At 67.9% G+C, this 20,924-nt stretch carries 20 protein-coding genes; 7 read left to right on the forward strand and 13 right to left on the reverse strand.

Going from position 1 to position 20,924, the window contains the following annotated elements; all coding sequences use genetic code 11:
• Positions 1–12: 12 nt before the first annotated feature.
• Together ACP59X_RS20660 and ACP59X_RS20665 are read right to left on the reverse strand one after the other, a co-directional pair.
• A complete protein-coding gene (locus ACP59X_RS20660) occupies positions 13–1,668 on the reverse strand; it encodes a ribonuclease J (RefSeq protein ID WP_428562156.1) in 1,656 nt (551 codons plus the stop codon).
• Entirely contained in the window at positions 1,665–2,381 is a 717-nt protein-coding gene (locus ACP59X_RS20665; protein ID WP_428562158.1) for a lysophospholipid acyltransferase family protein, read from the reverse strand. Before ACP59X_RS20665 ends, ACP59X_RS20660 begins: the two co-directional genes overlap by 4 nt.
• Before the next feature lie 189 nt (positions 2,382–2,570).
• Between ACP59X_RS20665 and ACP59X_RS20670 the strand changes: the two genes are divergently transcribed.
• The 3 genes from ACP59X_RS20670 (at position 2,571) to ACP59X_RS20680 (ending at position 5,497) form a co-directional block, all read left to right on the forward strand.
• Positions 2,571–2,966 (forward strand): response regulator, encoded by a 396-nt coding sequence (locus tag ACP59X_RS20670; protein ID WP_428562160.1) that lies wholly within the window; start codon positions 2,571–2,573, stop codon positions 2,964–2,966.
• Positions 2,967–3,102: 136 nt separating this feature from the next.
• The gene (locus ACP59X_RS20675; protein ID WP_428562162.1) at positions 3,103–3,411 is read left to right on the forward strand and encodes an isoamylase early set domain-containing protein; all 309 of its coding nucleotides are present in this window, start codon (positions 3,103–3,105) and stop codon (positions 3,409–3,411) included.
• A 430-nt stretch (positions 3,412–3,841) separates the two neighbouring features.
• Positions 3,842–5,497, forward strand: a complete 1,656-nt coding sequence (locus ACP59X_RS20680; protein WP_428562164.1) for a glycosyltransferase family protein — start codon at positions 3,842–3,844, stop codon at positions 5,495–5,497.
• A gap of 136 nt (positions 5,498–5,633) precedes the next feature.
• Here the strand turns inward: ACP59X_RS20680 and ACP59X_RS20685 are convergent, their stop codons facing one another.
• The 9 genes from ACP59X_RS20685 to thrB all read right to left on the reverse strand — a co-directional run bounded on the left by ACP59X_RS20685 (position 5,634) and on the right by thrB (position 15,488).
• Positions 5,634–6,779: an HlyD family secretion protein gene (locus tag ACP59X_RS20685; protein ID WP_428569985.1), complete on the reverse strand. Its 1,146-nt coding sequence runs from the start codon at positions 6,777–6,779 to the stop codon at positions 5,634–5,636.
• Positions 6,779–7,480, reverse strand: a complete 702-nt coding sequence (locus ACP59X_RS20690; RefSeq protein ID WP_428562166.1) for an ABC transporter ATP-binding protein — start codon at positions 7,478–7,480, stop codon at positions 6,779–6,781. The genes ACP59X_RS20685 and ACP59X_RS20690 overlap by 1 nt, the downstream gene beginning before the upstream one ends.
• 2 nt (positions 7,481–7,482) lie before the next feature.
• A complete protein-coding gene (locus ACP59X_RS20695; RefSeq protein WP_428562168.1) occupies positions 7,483–8,613 on the reverse strand; it encodes an FtsX-like permease family protein in 1,131 nt (376 codons plus the stop codon).
• Between the two features lie 192 nt (positions 8,614–8,805).
• Positions 8,806–9,630 (reverse strand): nitrogenase iron protein, encoded by an 825-nt coding sequence (gene nifH / locus ACP59X_RS20700; protein WP_428562170.1) that lies wholly within the window; start codon positions 9,628–9,630, stop codon positions 8,806–8,808.
• 1,142 nt (positions 9,631–10,772) lie between these two features.
• Entirely contained in the window at positions 10,773–11,786 is a 1,014-nt protein-coding gene (locus ACP59X_RS20705; protein WP_428562172.1) for an Lcl C-terminal domain-containing protein, read from the reverse strand.
• Between the two features lie 600 nt (positions 11,787–12,386).
• Entirely contained in the window at positions 12,387–13,676 is a 1,290-nt protein-coding gene (locus tag ACP59X_RS20710) for an alginate O-acetyltransferase AlgX-related protein (protein ID WP_428562174.1), read from the reverse strand.
• A 117-nt stretch (positions 13,677–13,793) separates the two neighbouring features.
• Positions 13,794–14,330 carry a hypothetical protein gene (locus tag ACP59X_RS20715; protein WP_428562176.1) on the reverse strand — a complete coding sequence of 179 codons (537 nt, stop codon included), beginning with the start codon at positions 14,328–14,330 and terminating at the stop codon, positions 13,794–13,796.
• A 10-nt stretch (positions 14,331–14,340) separates the two neighbouring features.
• Complete coding sequence (locus ACP59X_RS20720; protein WP_428562178.1) at positions 14,341–14,961, reverse strand: hypothetical protein; 621 nt, start codon at positions 14,959–14,961, stop codon at positions 14,341–14,343.
• Complete coding sequence (gene thrB, locus ACP59X_RS20725; RefSeq protein WP_428562180.1) at positions 14,958–15,488, reverse strand: homoserine kinase; 531 nt, start codon at positions 15,486–15,488, stop codon at positions 14,958–14,960. The genes ACP59X_RS20720 and thrB overlap by 4 nt, the downstream gene beginning before the upstream one ends.
• 148 nt (positions 15,489–15,636) lie before the next feature.
• Between thrB and ACP59X_RS20730 the strand changes: the two genes are divergently transcribed.
• The 4 genes from ACP59X_RS20730 (at position 15,637) to ACP59X_RS20745 (ending at position 18,871) form a co-directional block, all read left to right on the forward strand.
• Positions 15,637–16,251: a D-sedoheptulose 7-phosphate isomerase gene (locus ACP59X_RS20730; RefSeq protein ID WP_428569988.1), complete on the forward strand. Its 615-nt coding sequence runs from the start codon at positions 15,637–15,639 to the stop codon at positions 16,249–16,251.
• A gap of 46 nt (positions 16,252–16,297) precedes the next feature.
• Complete coding sequence (locus tag ACP59X_RS20735; RefSeq protein ID WP_428562182.1) at positions 16,298–16,534, forward strand: FmdB family zinc ribbon protein; 237 nt, start codon at positions 16,298–16,300, stop codon at positions 16,532–16,534.
• Positions 16,535–16,628: 94 nt separating this feature from the next.
• Complete coding sequence (hemC, locus tag ACP59X_RS20740) at positions 16,629–17,561, forward strand: hydroxymethylbilane synthase (protein ID WP_428562184.1); 933 nt, start codon at positions 16,629–16,631, stop codon at positions 17,559–17,561.
• Positions 17,562–17,563: 2 nt separating this feature from the next.
• The gene (locus ACP59X_RS20745; protein ID WP_428562186.1) at positions 17,564–18,871 is read left to right on the forward strand and encodes a hypothetical protein; all 1,308 of its coding nucleotides are present in this window, start codon (positions 17,564–17,566) and stop codon (positions 18,869–18,871) included.
• Positions 18,872–18,948: 77 nt separating this feature from the next.
• Here the strand turns inward: ACP59X_RS20745 and ACP59X_RS20750 are convergent, their stop codons facing one another.
• On the reverse strand, positions 18,949–19,509 hold the full coding sequence (locus tag ACP59X_RS20750) for a tetratricopeptide repeat protein (RefSeq protein WP_428562188.1): 561 nt from the start codon (positions 19,507–19,509) through the stop codon (positions 18,949–18,951).
• A gap of 308 nt (positions 19,510–19,817) precedes the next feature.
• On the reverse strand, positions 19,818–20,885 hold the full coding sequence (gene cobT / locus ACP59X_RS20755; RefSeq protein ID WP_428562190.1) for a nicotinate-nucleotide--dimethylbenzimidazole phosphoribosyltransferase: 1,068 nt from the start codon (positions 20,883–20,885) through the stop codon (positions 19,818–19,820).
• Positions 20,886–20,924: the final 39 nt, after the last annotated feature.

The following is a 20,924-nucleotide window of genomic DNA, read 5'->3' on the forward strand; positions in this document are numbered from 1 at the left end:
CTCCCTGCGGACCTACAAGGTGATGACCAGCGGCACCACCACGGGATCGCGTTCCAGGACCTTGCGGAAAAAGCGCCGCAAGGCGGAGCGCATGCGCTCCTTGAGCAAATCGGATTGGCCCGGGGGCACGTTTTCGAAGATGTCGAGCACGATGCATTTGGCGTCTTCGAGCACGTGGCTGTAGTGCTGCTCGAAGACGAAGCCCTTGGAGAGGATGCTCGGCCCGAAGGTCAGCTCGCCGGATTTCTCGTCCACCACGAGCACGACGATGACCAGCCCCTCGCCGGCCAGGAGCTGTCGTTCCTTGAGCACCGTGACCCCCACGTCCCCCACGCCCTTGCCGTCCACGTAGATGTGCTCCACGGGGATGGACTCCTCCAGGCGCACCAACCCCTGGCTGAAGGTCACGGGCTGGCCGTCCTCGATGACGAGCGCCCGTTCCGGGGCCACGCCGCAGGCCACGGCGATGCGGGCGTGCTTGACCAGGTGGCGGTATTCGCCGTGGATGGGGATGAAGTATTTGGGGGACACGGTTTCGAGCATCAGGCGCAGTTCCGCGCCGTGGGCGTGGCCCGAGGCGTGGATGGCCTGGACGCGCTCGTAGAGGACCTCGGCCCCGAGCTTGTAGAGGCGGTTGATAAGGCGCGTGATGGCCCGGATGTTGCCGGGGATGAACCGCGACGACAGGATGACGGTGTCGCCCTTCTGGGCCTTGATCTGGCGGTGCTCGCCGTAGGCCAGCCGCGACAGGGCGGACAGGGGCTCGCCCTGGGAGCCGGTGACCAGCAGCACCACCTTGTCGTCGGGCAGGCCCGGCAGCTCGTCGAGGCTGGCCTCGGTGCCCGACGGCACGCGCAGATGCCCCAGGTCGCGGGCGATCTCGATATTGGAAAAAAGCGACTTGCCCGACACGGCCACCTTGCGGCCGCAGGCGTGGGCCAGGTCGTAGATCTCCTGCATGCGCTGGATGTGGCTGGAAAAAAGCGTCACCACGATCCGGCCCGGCGCGTCGCGGAAAATCCCGTCCAGGGTGGACTTGATCTCGCGCTCGGTCAGGGCGAAGCCCTCGCGCTCGGCATTGGTGGAATCGGACAGCAGCAGCATGACCCCCGGCTTGCCGAAGGCCTTGATGGCGGCCAGGTCCGTGGCGTGGCCGTCCAGGGGCGTGCGGTCGATCTTGAAGTCGCCGGTGTGGACGATGCGCCCGGCCGGGGTCTCGATGCCCAGGGCGAAGCCCTCGACGATGGAATGGCACACCGGGAAGAAGGTGACCCGGAAATCGCCGAGGGTCAGGGTCTCGCCGCCGGTGACCGGCACGAAGCGGGTGAACTCCTTGAGGCTGTGCTCCTCGAGCTTCTTGGCGGCCAGGGCCAGGGTGAAGGCCGAGCCGTAAAGGGGCGCGTCGCAGGAGCGCATGAGCCACGGCAAGGCGCCGATGTGGTCCTCGTGGCCGTGGGTGAGAAGGATGCCCTTGAGCTTGTCCTTGTTGGCCAAAAGGAAATCGAAGCGCGGAATGACCACGTCGATGCCGAACAGGGAGTCGTCGGGGAACATCAGGCCGCAGTCCACGACGATCATCGAATCGCCGCTGACCAGGGCCATGCAGTTGAGCCCGATTTCGCCGAGGCCTCCCAATGGGTAGAGGGTCACGGCGGGGTTGGCGTTCATTGTCGCATCTCCTGGTAGGCCCCGTCCATGCGGGCCCAAAGGTCGTTTTTGAAAGCCTCACGCTCCTTGAGCGTGTATTGTGCGTGCGGGTCGAACGGCGGCAGGGCGCGCACGGTCACCGTTCCGGAGCGCACCCGCTTGCCGTGCTTGGGCAAAAGGCCGGCCGAGCCGGTGATGATGATGGGCGCGACCTTGGCCTGGCACTTGAGCGCCACGATCATGCCGCCGGTCTTAAACGGGCCCAGCCGCGCGGTATCCACGGCGCGGGTTCCCTCGGGAAACACGAGCAGGCCCACGCCATTGGACACGAGGTCCGTGGCTTCCTTGATGGATTCCATGGCCTTGCGGCGGTTTTCCCGGTTGATGGCCACATGGCCCACCCGGCGCATGGCCGGGCCGAAGACAGGTATCGTGAAAAGGCTTTCCTTGGCCAGAAAGCGGAAATTGAAGCCGGACAGGACGGCGAACAGGATGGGGATGTCCATGTGGCTTTGGTGATTGGCCATGAAAATATAGCTTTCGCCCGGGGTCAGGGCCGACAGGTCGGCCTTGACGCGCACGCCGGCACACCACAGCAGGCTTGTGGCCCAAAGGGCCTCCAGCCGGTGGGAGAAGGCCCCGTTACGGCCGAGGCAGGCGAAAACCCAGCACAGGCTGCTGAAAAAAATGGTCAGCGGCGCCACGCTCAAGGCGAAAAAAAAGGATCTGATCATGCGGTATGTTCCCATGTTGCCCATGAAGCGGCGGGTAAGGGGGTCGCCCCTGGGGGCATTCTAGGGGCGGCGACGGAAAAAATCCAGCCTTCGTCCGGCCATTCCGGGTCGCTTACGTACTTGCATCAGTTTTCCTTTTTTGGCACCACGGCCTACATGGTCCGGTGCGGCCGGGCCAAAGGGGCGCCCATGAAAATACTCATTGTCGACGACGATCCGGTTTCACAGATCGCGCTTTCGGCCACCTTGTCCCGCTTCGGGGAGTGCGCCTGCGAGGGCAACGGCCGCGATGGGCTGGCCCGTTTCACGGCGGCACTCGACGCCGCCGAGCCCTTCGACCTGGTCTTCATGGACATCCAGATGCCGGTCATGGACGGGCAGACGGCGCTTTGCGCCATCCGCGAACTGGAGCGGGAGCGCAAGGTCGCGCCCGGCCGCGAGGCCAAGGCCGTCATGATCACCTGCCATGACGACATCAAAAACATCAGCACCTCCTTTTTCAAGGGCCAGGTGACCTGCTATTTCACCAAACCCATCGACCTGCGCGCCATGGTCGAGGAGCTGCGGCGGGAAGAGTTGATCTGATCCGCCGTGTTTCCGTGTTTCTTCAAAAAAGATTTTACATCGACACAAAGAGCGGATACCCCTTGGGCAAGGTCCGATCGTGCGCGGCGCGGCCAGGCTCGCCGCGCCAAGACGGCCTTTACCGAGGAGGAAGTGCATGTCCCTGAAGAAAAAGCCGCTGAAGAGCAAGCCGATTTGCAAGGTCTCCTTCAACCTGGCCAAGGAACAGGCCAAGGCCGCGCGTGAGGTGCACCTTGTCGGCGAGTTCAACGATTGGGAAATCGGGGCCACGCCCATGCGCAAGCAGAAAGACGGCTCGTTTTCGGCCACCCTCGACCTGGCCACCGGCCGCGAGTACCAGTACCGCTACCTCATCGACGGCGACATCTGGATCAGCGACCCCGAGGCGGACAAATACGCCTTTTCGCCTTTCGGCGATTGCGAAAATTCCGTGGTCACGGTCTAGCGGCGCCCCCGCGCGGCCAGGCGCCGCCAGCCGGCGCCGCGCCGCCTTGCCGCAAACGCCCCTGGCGACCGGCCGTCGCCGGGGACAAACGGCACGGGCGGCAACAGCTGCCGCGCCGCGCCGCCACACCCGCTTCTGGCGGCGAGCCGGGTCCGGGGACCGGCGACACGAGCGGCAACCGGCCCAAACCGACGATGGCGGTGACGGGGACCGAAAGCGGCCAGGGCGCGCCCGAGCCGTCCGCCACGGCGAGCAGGCCCGGCCGCATCCGACCGTGTAAACGGCGGGCCACAGGCCGCCCGACCGACGCAACGACGGCCGCCCCGCCCGGCGGGACGATAGCCGCCTCCCGGCGAGGCCTGGCCGGTCGTTGCCCCGCGGCACCTGCGGCCAAGGCCCAGGCGCCGCGACACCGCCAAAGCGACACCGCATGACCGCCCGCCCCGAAACAATCTGCCTCATCCATTCCCATCTGGGGCCGGCCCTCACCGGCCTGGGTTGCCGGGTCGTTTCCCTGGACCCGCCCGAGGGCCTGGCCGACCTGCCCCGACTGCTGGCCGGCCTGGCCGAACCCGTGGACTGCGTCGTGCACCAGGAGCACCTGGGCCGGCGGCTGGTCCTCACCGGCCTGGACAAGGCCCCCTGCCCCACGGTCTTCTGGTCCCTGGACACGCACCTCAATGCCTTCTGGCAGCGCCACTACGCCACGGGGTTTTGCGCCGTGGCCACGAGCCAACCCCATCTGCTCGCGGACCTGGCGCCGCCGGGGACCAGGCCCGCGGCCTGGATACCCTGGCACGGCCAGGACCGCCCCTTCGTGCCCCACGCCGACCGCGCCCAGGCCCTGGCCTTCGTGGGCAGGCTCAGCCCCCAGCGCCACCGGCGGCGCTGGTTTTGCGACCACCTCGCCCGCTTCGGGCTCAGCCACCGCCAGGACGCCTTCGGCCCGGCCCTGGGCGCGGCCTACGACACGGCCCGCATCGTGCCCAACGAGTGCATCGCCGGCGAGGTGAACCTGCGGCTTTTCGAGGCGGCTTCGAGCGGCTGCCTGGTGGTGTCGCCGCGCGCGCCGCGGGAGGTGGAGGAACTCTTCGCCCCGGACCGGGAGGCATTTTATTACGACGACGTGCTGGAACTCGACGAGCGGCTGCGCTTCGCCCTGGCCCACCCGGACCTGACCGAGCGCCTGGGCCGGGCCGCCTGGGCCGCCGTGGCCGCCAGGCATCTGCCCGAGCACCGGGCCGCCGCCCTGCTGGGCCTCCTCCGGCGGGCCGGGCCGCCGCCACGGGACAGCCAGGCCCGGGCGGGCACGGCCCTGGCCGTCTACCACCTCAACCGGGCCGGCCAGCTGGCCACGCCCCGGGCCGCCATCTGGGGGCTTGTGGCCGAGGCGCCGGGCACGCCGGCCATCGTGGCCGCCCGGCTGCAACTGGCCCTGGCCGACGCCAACCGGGAGCTGGCGGCCGCCTTGTGCGCCCTGTGCCTGACCCGGCCGGAACTGTCCGGCGACGCGCGAAGCGCCTGCGCCTGCGCCCTGGCCGCCCTGCGCCTTTGCGACGCGGCCACGGCGGCCCGGGCCTATGTCGGCTTCCTGGCCGCCTCGGGCCGACGCGACGCGCCGCGTTTGCGAGCCCCCCGCGACTATCTGCTTTTTTTCGCCAAGGCCCTGGAGGCCGTTGGCGAAGTCGCCGCGCCGGGCATGCCCTTCGACCCCGCCGTCCATCTGCCGGAAACCGCCGTCCAGTGCCTGATCGCCGCCCAGGCCCTGCATCCCCACGATGTGGACATCGAGCGGCGGCTGGAGGCGCTCCTGCGCCGCCAGCCCGGCACCGAGGCCGAACGGGTGGGCCTGCTTTCCGACCTGACCCTGCGCCGGCCCGACGACTGGTCCCTGGCCCTGGAGCTGGGCCTGGCCAATCTGCGCGGCTGCCGTCTGGAAGCGGGCGTCGAGGAAGTGCGTCTGGCCGGGGCCACGGCGGCCCGGCTCGGCCAGGGCGAACGTTTCGTCCGGCGGCTGGCCCTGGCCGACCCCTCGGGCCGCATCGCCCGGGCGGCCCTCGGCGGCGAGGACGGTGCCGTCCGTTGACGACGCGGGCGCCAGGCCGGCCGGCGGCGCGGAGGCCTTGCGGCTCTCCGGCGGCAGCGCAACCCGCCCGAGACGGATCATGCCGAGAGAAGACTCTCCATCAGCACAGACCCGACGTCTTGCCGTTGATTTCGTCCTACGGCCGGTAGGCCGGCAGGTTTGCCTCGCCGCCCGGCGCGGTCAAGATGAAGACGTCCATGCGCAGGCCCACGGGCAAGGCCGCCGGCTCGTCCACATCGACCAGGGTTTCCAGGATGCGGGTGTCGTTTTTCTCGGCCGGATCGTAGGTGCGGATGTTTTTTTTGCCGAGGATGCCGGCCACCCGGGAGACGTGGCCGACAAAGCGCCGGTCGCCGAAGGCCTCGGCCATGAGCAGGACCTTCTGGCCCACGGCCACCTTGTCGATGTCGCGCTCGTCCACGTCGGTGCGTACGCGCAGGCGGCTGACGTCGCCGACCGTGACCACGGGCGTGTCGAAGGACACGGACACCATCTCCCCGGCCCGGCGGTGCTTGCGCAGGACCACGCCGTCGATGGGCGAGCGGATGACGCCTTTTTCGGCCAGGGCCCGGGCTTCCTCGAGCCTGGCCCGGGCCTGGCCCACCTCGGCCATGGCCCGCTTGACGTCCTCCTCGCGGGTCGGGTCGTCCACGAGCCGGAAACGCTGCCGGGCGGCGTCCAGGCGCTCGCTGGCCACCCGGTATTCGCGCTCGGCCCGGTCGGCCTCCTCCTTGGACAGGACCTCGCGGGATAAAAGCCGCCGCCGGCGCTCGTTTTCCACCCGGGCCACGTCCAGGATGGCCCGCGCCTCGTCCACGGCCGCCCGGGCCTCCTTGCGCTCCATGTCCCGGGCGCCGGCCACGACCTTGGCGAAGGCCGCCTCGCTGGCGGCCAGCCCCTGCTCGGCCGCCTCCACCCGGGCCGGCAACTCGTCGGCGGCCAGGCGGGCCAGCACCTGGCCCTGGCGCACCCGGTCGCCCTCCTCCACCAGCACTTCCTTGATCTTGCCGGCCAAATCGAAGCCCAGGCGCATCTCTTCGGACAGGGGTTCCACCCGCCCCGGCGCGGCGATCCAGGCGACGGTAGCGGCCCGGGTGGCCGGCGCGGCCGAACCGGCGACGGGCGGCGATGTGGCCGGGTCGTTCGAACCGGCGCCAGGCGCGGGCGCGGCCGCCCCCTGGGGGACCGGTTGGCGCGGCCTGTCGACCCGGTTTCGGGACATCCACCAGGCGCCGGTGGCCACCATGGCGGCGGCGACGAGCAAGACCAGCAGGCGCTGCATCACGAGGGCTCCCGTGCTTCGGCCACGATGCGGCCGTCCTCGATACGGATGACCCGGTCGGCGAAATCGGCGATGCGCGGGTCGTGGGTGACGATGACCACGGACCGGCCGTGGCTGACGGCCAGTTCGCGCAACAGCCCAATGACGGCCCGGCCGGTTTCGGAATCAAGCGCGGCCGTGGGCTCGTCGGCCAGCAAGATCTCGGGCTCGGCCACCAGCGCCCGGGCGATGGCCACGCGCTGCTTCTGGCCGCCGCTCAAATCCCTAGGCAGCACGTCGGCCTTGTCGGCCAGCCCCACCGAAGCCAGGGCCTCAAGGGCCCGCGCCCGGGCGTCGTGGCCGGTTATGCCCCGCAGATCCAGGGCCACCTGCACGTTTTCCACGGCGTAGAGGGTGGGGAAAAGGTTGTAGCCCTGGAAGATGAAGCCGATGTGGGCCAGGCGCACCTTGGCCAGTTCGCGTTCGGGCAGGCCAGCCGTCTCCCGGCCCATGACCGCGACGCTGCCGGCCGTGGGCGAGAGGATGCAGCCGAGGATGGACAGCAGCGTGGTCTTGCCCGAGCCCGACGGGCCCATCAAAAGCGCCACCTCGCCGGCGGCCACGGACACGTCCACCCCGCGCAGGGCCGGCACCTCGACCTTGCCGAGGGTGAAGGTCTTGGCCACGCCCGCGGCGGCCAGCAGCGTCTCCCCGGCGACCATGCTCAGGCCCCCCGAAAGACCATGGCCGGGTCGATGGTCGTGACCTTGCGGATGGAAACCAGGCCGGCGGTGACGCACATGAACACGGTCAGGAAAAAAAGCCCCACGGACAGCGTCGGCGGCAACACGATGGAGGCGCCGCCCCGGGCGGCCAGGTCGACCAGGAAAAAGCTGATGGCGATGCCGCAGCCGTAGCCGACCAGGGCGGCGGCCACGGCCTGGATGACGATGATGCGGTGGATGTAGGCGCCCGGGGCACCCATGGCCCGCAGGGTGCCGAATTCCGGCAGGTGGTCCATGGTGGTGGCGTAGAGCGTTTGCGCCACCACCACCCCGCCGACCACGAGCCCGAGGCTTGCGGCGATCAGCAGGGCCATGCCGGCGCCGGTGGTGAACATCCAGTAGTGGCGGGTCAGCCCGGCGAACTCCTCGCGGGTGAAGACGTCCACGTCGCGCACCTGGCGGCGGATGGTCTCGGCCAGGGCCTCGGCCGTGACCCCGGGCACCGGCCGGGCCAGGACGTAGGTGCATTCCCCGTCGGCCATGCCGGTATAGCGCAAGGCGTTCTCGTAGGAGGCAAAGACGTAGGGCGAGGTGGTAAACGAGCGGATGCCCGAGGTTTCGGCCACCACCCGGGCCCGGCGGTCGCCGATCTCGGCCCGGTCGCCCGCGCCGGTGATGCCGAGCTTGTGGAAATAGAGCTTGTCCACGGCCACGGTGTCGGGCAGGCGCAAGGCGGCCAGGCCGCCGGTGGTGACGTCCCAGGGCCTCGCCAGGCCCGAGCCCGGGTCGAAGCCGACGATTTCCACGGATTCGCGGCCGCCGGCCGGTTTTTTCCAGTTGGCGAAGCGCACGATGATCCGCTCGGCCCGGGCCAGGCCGGGCACGCCCAGGATCTGGTGGAACTTGCTTGGCGGCAGGGGATGGGTGACGTCGAAATTGCGCACCCCGCGCGAGGCCACCCAGACCTCGGCTTCGGTGTTGTCGATCACGCAGGTGGTTGCCTGGGTGAAGCCCACGAACAGCCCGCCCTGGACGGCGATGAGGACCACGGCGAAGACGACGCCGGTGAGCGTCACGGCCAGGCGCACGCGGTCGTGCAGCAGGTTTCGCAGGGCGATGCGGATGGTCATGGCTGCCGCCGGCGACACGACACGACCGGCCCCTCGGCGCTACCCCATCGCCGCAGCCCCGTAAAGGGGGAACGCGGCCTCATGTCAACGCGGCGGCGGTGCCTCGCGCTGCGGGCGTGTCGCGGAAAGGGGCCACGGGACGCAGGGCGGCGCGCCCCGTGGCGACGGACGGAGGGAAGGGGACGGGCCGCCTCAGTTGGCGATGCCGAAATCGATGAGCAGCTTTTCCAGCTCGTTGATGGACAGGGGCTTGGGCACGACGAACATCTCGTTTTCGTGGACCTTCTTGGCCAGGGCCCGGTACTCGTCGGCTTGCTGGTGCTCGGGGGAGTAGTCGATGACGGTCTTGCGGTAGATCTCGGCCCGCTGGACCTGGTTGTCGCGGGGCATGAAGTGGATCATCCGGGTGCCCAGGCGGCTCGCCAGTTCCTCGATCATCTCGCGTTCGTTGTCGACCTTGCGGCTGTTGCAGATCAGCCCCCCAAGGCGCACGGTGCCGGCGTCGGCGTATTTGACGATACCCTTGCAGATGTTGTTGGCGGCGTACATGGCCATCATCTCGCCCGAGCAGACGATGTAGATCTCTTCGGCCTTGCCGTCGCGAATGGGCATGGCGAACCCGCCGCAGACAACGTCGCCGAGGACGTCGTAGAAGACGTAGTCGAGTTTCTTGTCGGCCTGGTAGGCGCCGAGCTGCTCGAGCAGGTTGATGGAGGTGATGATGCCCCGGCCGGCGCAGCCCACGCCGGGTTCCGGGCCGCCGGATTCGGTGCAGCGGGTGCCCTTGTAGCCTTCCTTGAGGATGTCATCGAGGTCGACGTCCTCGCCCTCCTCGCGCAGGGTGTCGAGGACGGTTTTCTGTTGCAGCCCGCCCAGCAGCAGGCGGGTGGAATCGGCCTTGGGGTCGCAGCCCACGACCATGACCCGGTTGCCCATCTCGGCCAGCCCGGCCACGGTGTTCTGGGTGGTGGTGGACTTGCCTATGCCGCCTTTGCCGTAGATGGCGATCTTCCGCATCCGATGGACCTCCGAACAGACTGTGTCGCTTTTTTCCGGCGGTTCCGGAAGGAGCGCGCGCAATTTCGCCCCTCCCGAAGCCGCCCCCCTGCAAGAAGCTTCCCTGCCTAGAGCACAGCCCGTACCATCGCCATTTTCCGCATGAATACCAGTGCAGTATCGCAAACACTCTCTGCGATTGACTGAACACACGCAAACAAAATCGTTGCAACCAGGCGACATCTCTACAAATTCGAACGGACACCATTTCATCTAAAGCGGTGTTCGAGCCGCACTGCGTCCAAACGCCCAAAAACAAAAACGACGTCGCCCGATGCAACGCCGTTTTTGTCGCCAGACACGGAAACCCAAAAGCCGATCACTCGAAGAAGCGCCGGATGCCGGCCGGCCAGGAGGAGGACACCCCATCCGGCCGCACATCCTTGGGAACTGGGGTCATTGTGCTTTATTCAAAGGCCGTGCCAACGGCGCCATGGCCCGCAAATGGCCAGGCCAGGCCGCCCAGGCAGCCCTTCCCACAGGCGAGGGCGCCGCAACGACGAACATTTTCGTCGGTCTGGCGACAATTTGGTAGGATATGCGGGGTGCGCGGTCCATGCGACGGGCAGCCGGCCACGCTGGCCGCGGCCTCGGCGGCCACCTCCGTCGGCGGCACAACGGATCAATATCGGACCCCTTTCCCGGCCTGATGCCCCGGGCGTGCGGCCACCCGGGGACCCGGTCGGTGGCGGCAAGACCTCCGAGCGGCCCGATACGGGGCACCATCCCCGGGGAAGCCGGGCGGCCCCGCGCCGACCAACAGGTCCGGGCGATACGTTCGGCCCTGGCCGACAGCCGGGTCATGGCCGGGCTGTTCCCGTGGTGTCCCGCCAGGATGCAGGCCAACCAGGCCGAGGTGGCCAAGGTCGCGGCCTCTGCCGGCAAGGCCAGGCTGATGTCCACCGTGGACTGCCTCATGACCATCGTGCCGGCCTCGGTGACGGACACGCCGTTCGCCCCGCCATCCGGCCGGCCGCTCCGCAACGGAGCACGGCGGGACGGCGGGACGGCGGGACGGCGGGACGGCGGGACGGCGGAGAGAGTTCCCGGCTTGGCGGCCAACGGCAACCCCCTGGTGGAAAAGCGGAAGCCGTTTGAACACTTCAATTATCGCCAAGCAAGAAGAGCGAAAACGGAACAGAGGGCGTTATCGGCGTGACCTGGCCGCCACGGACACAAAGCGCGTGGATGGCCGCCCCACCGAGCGTATCCGTATAGCCGAACTCCTGACTGATACCAAAGGCTCGTGTATCCCCGCCGTCTATCTTTGACGGAGTGCTCGACCAGAGCCACAGGGACGGATTGGCCGTTGTGAATGCCGCGTCGAGGGCGGGCGTGTCCGTGGAAAAATCGACGATGCTGTCCAGTTCGCGTATGTCCGGCAAGCGCCAGTCCGTATAGCCTCCGGTCGTCCGGCCATAGCAATAGGCCAAGGCGGAAGGCCAGCTCATGTCCGCGTCGCTGACATTTTTTTCCCACATCAATCCCGTGGCCTGATCGTTGACAACCGCATCCGCAGCGACGAATGGCCCATGGGGCAGGACTGTGCCGCGAACGCAGCGGGTGTAGGCTTCTCCGTCCTTGTTCATCGCCCCGGTGGCCAGTCCGTTGAAGGAAAGATACCAGGCATTCGAATTCTCGGCATGTGACGTCGTGTCGGACCAATATGGCCCGTCCCTGCGCGTATTGGGAAAAGCCATCTTGCTGATGCATGTGTTATCGATACAGGCATAATATTCATTGTTTTTTAAGTAATAAATCGTCTGAAGCTCTTTCATGCTCGGCAATCGCCAATCGTCATATTCTTCAAGAACCAATTCCGCGCAATAACTCACGGCCTCGGCCCAATTACGCTGGACGGCATCATCATTGCGCTGCCAGGTCAGACCGGTATGCGTGTCCACGGCCAGGCTCTGGTTGCCCAGGTTGAACGTTTGCATGGGCCTGCGGAAGTTCGCGTCCTGCCCGTAGCAGTCCTGTCCGGAATGCGGGCAGCTGACAGGCCAGCCATTCGCATCCTGGCAATCGGTGAGGCCGGTTCCTGTAACGGTCCAGGCCATGGCTTCGGAACAAAGGCAGGCAAAAAAAACCAGCAGAAACACTAGGTGCCTTTTCATACGTCACCTCATGCAGCACTGCGGTTAAGAAAACCCTGCCAGAGGGCAACGACCCCGACACTGGTGGAATTACCTCTCTTTCGACCGAACTTCACCGCTGTTGTCAAGGCCGATTCAACCGGCGCTCGGCCTTCCCTCCGGCGACCATTTCCCACCATCAGGGCCTGGGGAGGACTTTCACCTCCTCGATGCGCGTCATGCCTGGCACACAAAAACGACGCTGCCCGATACAACGTCGTTTTTGCCGCCAGACACGGAAACCGCAAGCCGATCACGCGAGGAAGCGTCGGGATGCCGGCCGGCCAGGAGGAGGACACCCCATCCGGCCGCGCATCCTTGGGAAATGGGGTCGCCAGGACTCCACAACGACCGCGCCAATGCGGCCTCGCGCCCTCTACCCAATTCAGGACACAACGCGAGCCACTTTCAAAAACATATAATTATATTAACGATATATACCAATTCCACCGTCGAAGTGGAATCGGAATTACATGGCGCCGCTAGGCCGTGCCCACGGCCCCGGCCCCAGGCGCCGGGGCACAGCGACGGACATTTTCGTCGCTGGGGCGACTGGTTGGTGGGAAACACGGGGGTGCGCGGTCAGCGCGGCGGGCAGCCGGCCACGATGGCCGCGGCCTCGGCGGCCACCTCCGTCGGTGGCGCAAGCGTTGCGGCCGGCAGCGGCTCGAAGGCCGGCGCGGCCTCGGGGCAGGCGCCCTCCAGGCCTTTTTGGCCGAACCAGCGCCCGGCCAGGGCCTTGGCCACCAGATCGCCGACCCAGGCGTTGCCCTCGGGGCTCCAGTGGGTATCGCGGCCGGAATAGGTCCCGTGGCCGTCCGGGGTCGTCCCGGCCAGGCAGGGGGTCAGGTCGAGGATATCCGCCTGGGGCAGCCCGACCTGCCGGGCCAGTTCCCGGGTCAGGCGAGCGGGCAGGGCCAAATCGAAGGCCTCCGGGGCCTGGCCCAGGTCCCGGGCGGCCTGCCGGCCGATGGCCGGGTCCACGGCCGCTTCCGGCGGCGCGAGCATGACCAGCACGGGTTTGCCCGCCTCCCGCAGCCTGGCCGCCGTGGCCAGCAGCAACTCGTACCAGGGGATGTCGTTTTGGTAGGCGAACAGGGTGTCGCGGAAAAAGGGCTTCATGGTGGAGCGGCGCTCGGAGGCCATCTGGGCCGGGGAAAGCGGCAGAAGCGACCGGTAGCGGGTGTCGGCGCCGTCGGGCAGGACGCCGAGCGTCTCCAGATCGGGCAGAAAGAGCAGGCGCCGCAACTCCTTGTCGCTTTGGAGCTTGAACAGCACCTGCGCCTTGATGAAGTCCATGAACCGGAAGGGGTACTGGTGCGGCACCAGGGTGTAGGGCCCGTAGGCCAGGCCCAGGCGGCAGAGGTCGGCCAGGCGGGCATTGAGGGCCGCCGGGTCGTAGGGCGTTTCGCGCACGTCGTTGAAGTCGTTGCCGAGGTAGACGTTGAACACCACGGCGTCGTACTCCAGGGCCTGGCTCCAGAAATACAGGCGTTCAAGATAGCCGGGAAAGGAGATGGAGGGAAAGCCCAGGTTGACCACCCGGACCGTGCGGCCCGGGACGAGGGCGCCGAGCTTTTTTTCGATGGCGGCGCACAGCCCGAATTCGGGCCTGGTCACGGAAAAGGTGAAGGAATCGCCGATGGCCAGGATGCGGAATTCACCGGCCGGTTTTTTCCGGGTCACGACGTCATGGTGGTCGTTGAGCAGCATCGCCTCCAGGGAATAGGAGGCGGCGCCCGGCCTGGCGTAGGAATAGACGTGTTCCTTTTCGTATTTGCGGAAAAAGAAATCCACCACGAGGCACACGGCCAGGATCTGGACAGCGACAAGGAAGACGATGCCGAAAAGGCGCAACAGGCGGCGTTTCATGGCTTGGGGGCTGGCTGGAAAAAGGGTTGGCCGCCGGGCACGCACAAACCGGCCCGGCCCGAAAACGGTCGGCGCACCCTACGTGGACGGGCGGCGGCTGGCAAGGCGCCGCAAAGCCTAGTTCTTGCGCAGCGCCCCTTCGCCGGCGAAAAAGACCGATCCGGCCGGCGGCGGCCCCTTGGCGCCCAGGGCGCTTCGGGCCGTGGCCGAGCCGTAGACGGCCTTGTAGCCGAAGGACACGGCGTAGTTGCCGGCGGCGGTCCCGGCCGGGGACAGCACGAATTCGAAGGGCACGGCTGCATCCGGGGCAAGGGCCATGGGCGGGAAGGGCTTTTCGGCCGTGGCCAGGACGTTGCCGGCCGGGTCGCGCAGGTAGGCGGCGAAGGTCAGCTCCTCCACCCGGTCGACCCAGGGCGGCAGGTCGGTGGTCACGGGCGTGGCCCGGCCACGGATGACGTAGGCGTCGCCGGACAGCATCCCCGTGAAGTCGAAGCGCCAGAATTTCATGGCCACTTCGGTCGGCGGCCCGGCCACGAGCGGGCGCGACGGCAAGTGGGAGACGGACAGCGACGAACAGGCGGCCGCGACGAAAAGCAGCCAGCCCATGGCCCCAACCGGCCACAACAGGCGCAAGGCATGTCCCATCCAGGCCATCTTTCCCCCCTTATTTCCCCTGTTTGGCCGCCTCGCCGCCGGGCGGGCCGGCCAGCAGCATCTCGGCCAGAGTCAGGTCCACCTTGGGCGGCCGCCCCGGCTTGCTGCCCCAAAGCTCCATTTCCAGCGCGGCCAGACGCTTTAATAGCGGCGTGCGGTCCATGAACTTGGCCCCGGGCCGGCCGGCGACCAGGCGCTGGCACGGCCCGCAGCCCGGGAACTCCCGCACGCCCATGCCCCCGATGAGCACGTTGGGCACGCCGTGCAGCCGGCAGATCATGAGCCGGTGGCCGTAGAGGCCGCACAGCCCGTCGTCGTTGAGCGGGCACAGCACCCGGGGCGTCTCGCCGCGCGCCAGGGCCTCGCGGCAGGCGGCGACGTAGGCCTTGGCCCGGTCGAGGAAAGCCTCGCGGCGCTCGGCCGGCAGGGCGTCGAGGCCAGCCTGTAAATAGAGCCATTCCACGTGGGTGTGGTGCTGAAAAAAACTCGTGCAGCAATTCTCGGCGCAGCCGGCGCAGGACAGCCCGGCCGTGGCCGCGGCGGCGGCGTAGGCCGCGTCCATGTCGGCGTAGAGCGTGGCGAGCTTGCCCAAAACGACCCGGCGGCGCGAGGCCGGAAACGATACGGTCACGAAGCGATTCCTCGCAGGATCTGTTCGACGCACGCCTCGGGCGTGACGCCGCAACTGGTTACGGTCAGGTCGGCGGCGGCGGCATAGAGCGGCTGCCGCTCGGCGTAGACATCGGACAGGCTGAGCCCGGCCGGCACCACGAAGGCGCGCTGGCCCGGATCGCCCACCCGCTCCAAGAACGTGGGCAGGTCGATGGCCAGGTGGACCACCGGCCCGCAGGATTTGAGCCGCTCCACGGCCCGGCGGCCGTAGATGACCGAGCCGCCCGTGGCCACCACGCAGCGCTTGACGCAAAGCCCGGCCACCACGTCCTCCTCCAGGCGCAAAAACCCTTCCAGCCCCAGCCGGGCCAGCAGCTGGGCCAGCCCTTCCCCGGCCGTGGCCTCGATGAGCCGGTCGGTGTCGAGGCTGGCCCAGCCCAGGCGCCGGGCGAGCAGTGTGGCCAGGGTGGACTTGCCCGCCCCGGCCATGCCGACGAGGCTGAGGCAGCCTTCGTCGGAAATCCGTGTCAGTAAGGATGGTTGCATGGGCTCGTTGCCGCCCGGCCGGCGGCTTGGCGCAACCTAGCCTTTTTCGGGGCAGTTGCCTAGGCGTGCTTACGCGTTGTCAGCGAGCCGGGCTTTGGCTAAGAAGGGCCTGTGCGACGCCTTGCGGGTATCGCGCCAGGGGGAGGCCATGTCGGAAACCACCATGCGGCTCATTGCCGCCTACACCGAGGAAGCGATCGCGCTGCGGGCGCGTTTTTTTGGCGAAAACGCCGCCCTTGTGGACACGGTGGCCCGGACCATGGCCGTGGCCCTGGCCCGGGGGGGCAAGATCCTTTTTTGCGGCAACGGCGGCTCGGCCGCCGACGCCCAGCACCTGGCCGCCGAATTCGTCAACCGCTTCGAGCTGGAACGCCCGCCACTGCCGGCCGTGGCCTTGACCACGGACACTTCGATACTTACCGCTATCGGCAATGATTACGGGTTCGACCGGGTCTTCGCCAAGCAGGTCCAGGCCCTGGCCCGACCCGGCGACGTGGTGGTCGGCATCACCACCTCCGGCAACAGCCCCGATGTGCTGGCCGCCCTGCGGGCCGCCCGGGACAAGGGCTGCGTCACCGTGGGCCTGGCCGGGCCCAACGGGGCCATCGTGCCCCTGTGCGACCTGGCCCTGCTCGTGCCCCACGAGCGCACGGCCCTGATCCAGGAGGTGCATATCGCCATCGGCCACTTGCTGTGCAAGCTGACCGACCACTACCTGTTCGAGAGCGTCATGGAGCTTGAACCGTATCTCGAAGCCCGCTAACACCTCCGGTCGCCCCAGGCCGTCCCCTTTGAAGGAGTCTTTGCCCATGCCCATTTACGAGTACACCTGCGAGAAATGCGGGGCGCAGTTCGAGGAGATCGTGTCGAGTACGGCCACGACCTGCCCGCCCTGCCCCAAGTGCGCCTCGGGCGCCACGAAAAAACTCATGTCCGCCTGCCGCACGCGCACGGGCGGCGGCCAGACGGGCGCGCGCACGGCCGCGCCGTCCTCGGGCGGCGGCTGCGCCGGCTGTTCCGGCGGCAGCTGCGCCACCTGCCACTGACGGCGCCGCCCCGGTATCCATGCCCCCGGGCCGCCGGCGACCGCGACGGCCCGGGCCTGCCGCATCAACAGCTTCGAAGGGATCGGAATCCGCAATGCGCGACAAACTCGTCATCGCCACCCGTGGCAGCAAACTGGCCTTGTGGCAGGCCAATTACGTGGCCGCCCGGCTGCGGGAAGCCCATCCCGGCCTCGTCGTGGACCTGTTGCCCATCAAAACCAAGGGCGACAAGATCCTCGACGTGCCCCTGGCCAAGGTCGGCGGCAAGGGGCTGTTCGTCAAGGAGATCGAGGAAGCCCTGCTCGACGGCCGGGCCGATGTGGCCGTGCACTCCATGAAGGACGTGCCGGCCGAACAGCCCGAAGGCCTGGTGGTCGGCATCGTGCCCGAGCGCGAGGACCCCTGCGACATGCTGCTGTCCGTGGCCCACGACTCCCTGGCCGCCCTGCCGGCCGGGGCCACGGTCGGCACGAGCAGCCTGCGCCGCAAGGCCCAGCTCACGGCCGTGCGGCCGGACCTGGCCATCGTCGACCTGCGCGGCAACCTGGACACCCGGGTGGGCAAGCTCCTGGACGGCCAGTTCGACGCCATCGTGGTGGCCGCCGCCGGGCTCAACCGCCTGGGGCTGGCCGCGCCCAAGGCCGAACGCCTGGCGCCGCCGCGCTTCCTGCCGGCCGCCGCCCAGGGGGCCCTTGGCATCGAATACCGCGTGGACGATCCCCAAACCGCGTCCATGCTGGCCTTTTTCGACCATCCCGAAAGCCGCGACGCCGTGGCCGCCGAACGGGCCTTCCTGGCCCGCCTGGAAGGCGGCTGCCAGGTGCCCATCGCCGCTTTCGCCGCCATCGACGGCGACCGCCTGACCCTGGACGGCCTGGTCGCCGACCCCCAAACCGGCGAAACCTTCCGCGACGCCGTAACCGGTCGGCGCGACGCGGCGACGGACCTTGGGCAGGCCTTGGCCGAAACCGTCCTGGCCATGGGGGCCAAGGCCGTGCTCGACGCCGTATGCCGGGATGCAACCTGAGCATGTCCAGGAAATTGCTCAAAAACCTGGCTTTCGCCGTCCTGGCCGCCGGCCTGCTGTCCCTGCTCGTGGCCATGGCCACGGGCAGCCGCCTCAATGCCCACCCCGACGAGCTCGACCACGTCAACGCCGGCCGGTACTTCATCCAGTACTGGGATTTTCCGGCCATGGACGACCCGCGCCTGGCCCATTCCTTCAGCAACTACGGCGTCACCTACCTCCAGCAGCTCGACATCGTCTATTTCTTCGCCGGCCGCTTCGCCAACCTGATCCTGCCCCTGGCCGGGCAGGACTACATGGCCCTGCGCTTTTTCGACATCTTCCTGTTCGCCATCCTGATGGCGCTTTTTTTGCGCCTGCCCGACGACCGCAAGATCGCCTTTGTGCCGCTTTTCATCACGCCGCAGATCTGGTATGTTTTCAGCTATTTCAATGGCGACGCCTTTCCGATGTTCCTGACCTTCTGCATGGTCTATCTGGCGGCCCGGCTCGATCCGCCCGTCTCCCCACCCCCGCTTGACCCGCGCCGGGTCGACACGCGGCGTCTGCTGTACATGGGCGCCCTGCTCGGCCTGGTCTGCATTTCCAAACAGAACTACTACGTCTTCGCGGCCTTCACCCTGGCCTTTTTCGGCGTCTGCGGCCTGGCCGGGCGCGACATGGGCGCGGCGGCCAAAAACGCCGCCCTGGTGTTCGCCGTGGCCGCCGCGCTGTTCGCCGGCCGCTGGGGGCACAACGTCTACGTCAACCGCACGGTGCGCCCGGAAGTGCCCACGCAAAACGCCGAAAAATACGCCCGCGAGGACTACAAACCCTCGGCCCAGGAAGCGGGCACGCAGTTCTGGGGCCTGCGCATGCGCGACCAGGGCTTGACCTATCCCCAGCTTTTCTCCGTGTGGACCTGGCACATCTGGTCGTTTCGCACCTCGTTTGGCGTCTACGACTACATGAAGGTCTACGCGCCCTACATCTACTACCGCTACATGGGCTACCTGCTCTGGACGCTCATGGGCGCCCTGGCCCTGGCCCTTATCCTGCACGGCGGCCGGGGCGGCACGACGGGCGTGCTCGTCTTCGTGCTGTTCGCCGGGTTGACCATCTTCCAGTCCACTTGGCACTCCTGGACCTCGGATTTCCAGGCCCAGGGCCGCTACCTCTTTCCCATCGGGGCCATGGCCGGCATGCTGCTGGCCCGGTTCGCCAAGGCGGCCAACCGCACCCTGCCCGTGACCGGGCCCCTGGCCGCCATCATGTGCGCCATGTCGGTCTATTCGTTCGTCTGGGTCGGGCTGGCGCACATCCAGAAATGACCCGGCTGCCCGGACGGCGCTTCCCCAAGTGAAAAGGCCCCGGGCGGGGCCTTTTCACCGGCAACGTCCATAAGGCGCTACGACTGCAAAAGCGGCTTGTAATGCATGGGAATCTTGATCTTGGGGTCGAGTTCCTTGGCCTTCTTGAAATCGGCCTTGGCTTCGTCGAGCTTGGTCATGGCGCCGTAGCTCAGGCCCCGGTTCTTGAAGTAGACGGCCTGCTGGACCCCGGCCTTGCTCAGTTCGATGGCCTTGGTCAGGTCGGCCACCGCCTCGGCGTGCTTGTTTTGCATGGCCAGGATGCGGGCCCGGTCGTAATAGGCCGCCGTATAGTCGGGCTTGAGCTCTATGGCCCGGCTCAGGTCGGCCAGGGCTTCGGCGGTCATCTTCTTGTTGGCGAAGGCCGTGCCCCGGTTGGTCAGGGCCAGCGGCAGGATGTCCTTGGGCGTGGCCGGGTTGTCGATGACCTTGGTCAGGGATTCGATGCCGGCGTTCCAATGGCGCTCGTTCACGGCTTGCACGCCCTGGGCGTATTCGGCGCTGATGCGGTCGGGGCCGGTCATTTTCCTGGCAGAGGCCTGGCCCGCGAAAAGCAGCAGCACGGCAGCCAGCAAGGCGATGGAGATGCGGCGGTACATGGTTTCCCTCCCGGGTTGTTGATACCGATTCTCTGTCTCAATTAATGAGGCCTCCACCGGCCCGACGCAAGAGCCGCGACATCACGAAAGCCTCTTTTTTTTCCTGTTGTTGCAACGGTTATCCGTTGCTATACAAACGAAAATCGCTATCCAGCCGCCACCACGACACCTTTTCCGTCGGCCCAAGCACTCGCCCCCGGACGGGGACGTCCGGGGGCGAGCAACATGACTATTTTGTCATCTTCCACCATGACAGGCAAACCCAGCGGTGCCATTGGTGCGCACCCGACCCCTGAAAGCAGGCCGGCCTAGGCGCCGCTATCCACACCCGCCGCGGCGAAGGTCGCCATCTTGTTGTAGATGTTCGCCCCGGCCCGCAGCAGGAACAGCGCCAGCACCGCGCCCGTCCCTTCGCCCAGGCGCAGCCCCAGGTCGAGCAACGGCTTTTGCCCCAGGGCACCCACGACCGCGGCATAGCCGGGCTCGGCCGAGGCGTGGCTGACGAAGGCGTAGTCGGCCACGGCCGGGGCGATGGCCCGGGCGGCCACGTAGGCGGCGGTGGAGATGAACCCGTCCACGGCCACGGGCCGCTTGTACGCCGCCGCGCCGAGGATCAGCCCGGCCAGGCAGGCGATTTCCAGCCCGCCCAGGGCGGCCAGGATGGCCACGGGATCGCCCGAGGCCACCACGTCGCCGTGCAGGCGCAGGGCCTTGGCCACCACGCCGGCCTTGCGGCGCACGCCGTCGGCATCGAGCCCCGTGCCGGGGCCGGTGATGGCCTCGGGCGCAAGGCCCAGGTAGGCGCAAAAAAGGGCCGTGGACGGCGTGGTGTTGGCGATGCCCATGTCGCCCGTGCCCAGGGCCATGATGCCCTCGGAAGCGGCCTGGCCGGCCAGGGAGGCGCCGAGCAGCAAGGCCTTTTCGCAGACCTCCCGGCTCATGGCCGCCTCGGCGGCCAGGTTGGCCGTGCCCGGGGCCACGCGGGAGCCGGCGAAACGGGGATGGGGCGCGAAGGGCTCGCCCAGGCAGCCGGCGTCGACCACGCGCAAATCGATGCCGGCGGTGTCGGCCAGGACGTTGATGCCCGCGCCGCCGGCCAGGAAATTGGCCACCATCTGCCGGGTGACCTCCTGGGGAAAAAGGCTCACCCCTTCGGCGGCCACGCCGTGGTCGCCGGCGCAGACGTACACCCGGGCCGGGTCGACACAGGGGGCCTTGCCGCCGCGGATGGCGAAAAGCCGCGCCGCAAGCTCCTCCAACCGCCCCAGGCTCCCGCGCGGCTTGGTCAGGTTGTCCAGGTGGGCCTGGGCAACGGGGAACAGGGCGGCGTCCACGGGGCCCACGGCGGCACACACTTCATCGAGGCTTGCGAACATGGGAACTCCTTGCAAAGGCGTCGCCGCGGGGAACCGGCC

Origin of the sequence: Solidesulfovibrio sp. DCME, from assembly GCF_049995385.1 — a bacterium.
Taxonomy (GTDB): Bacteria; Desulfobacterota; Desulfovibrionia; order Desulfovibrionales; family Desulfovibrionaceae; genus Solidesulfovibrio.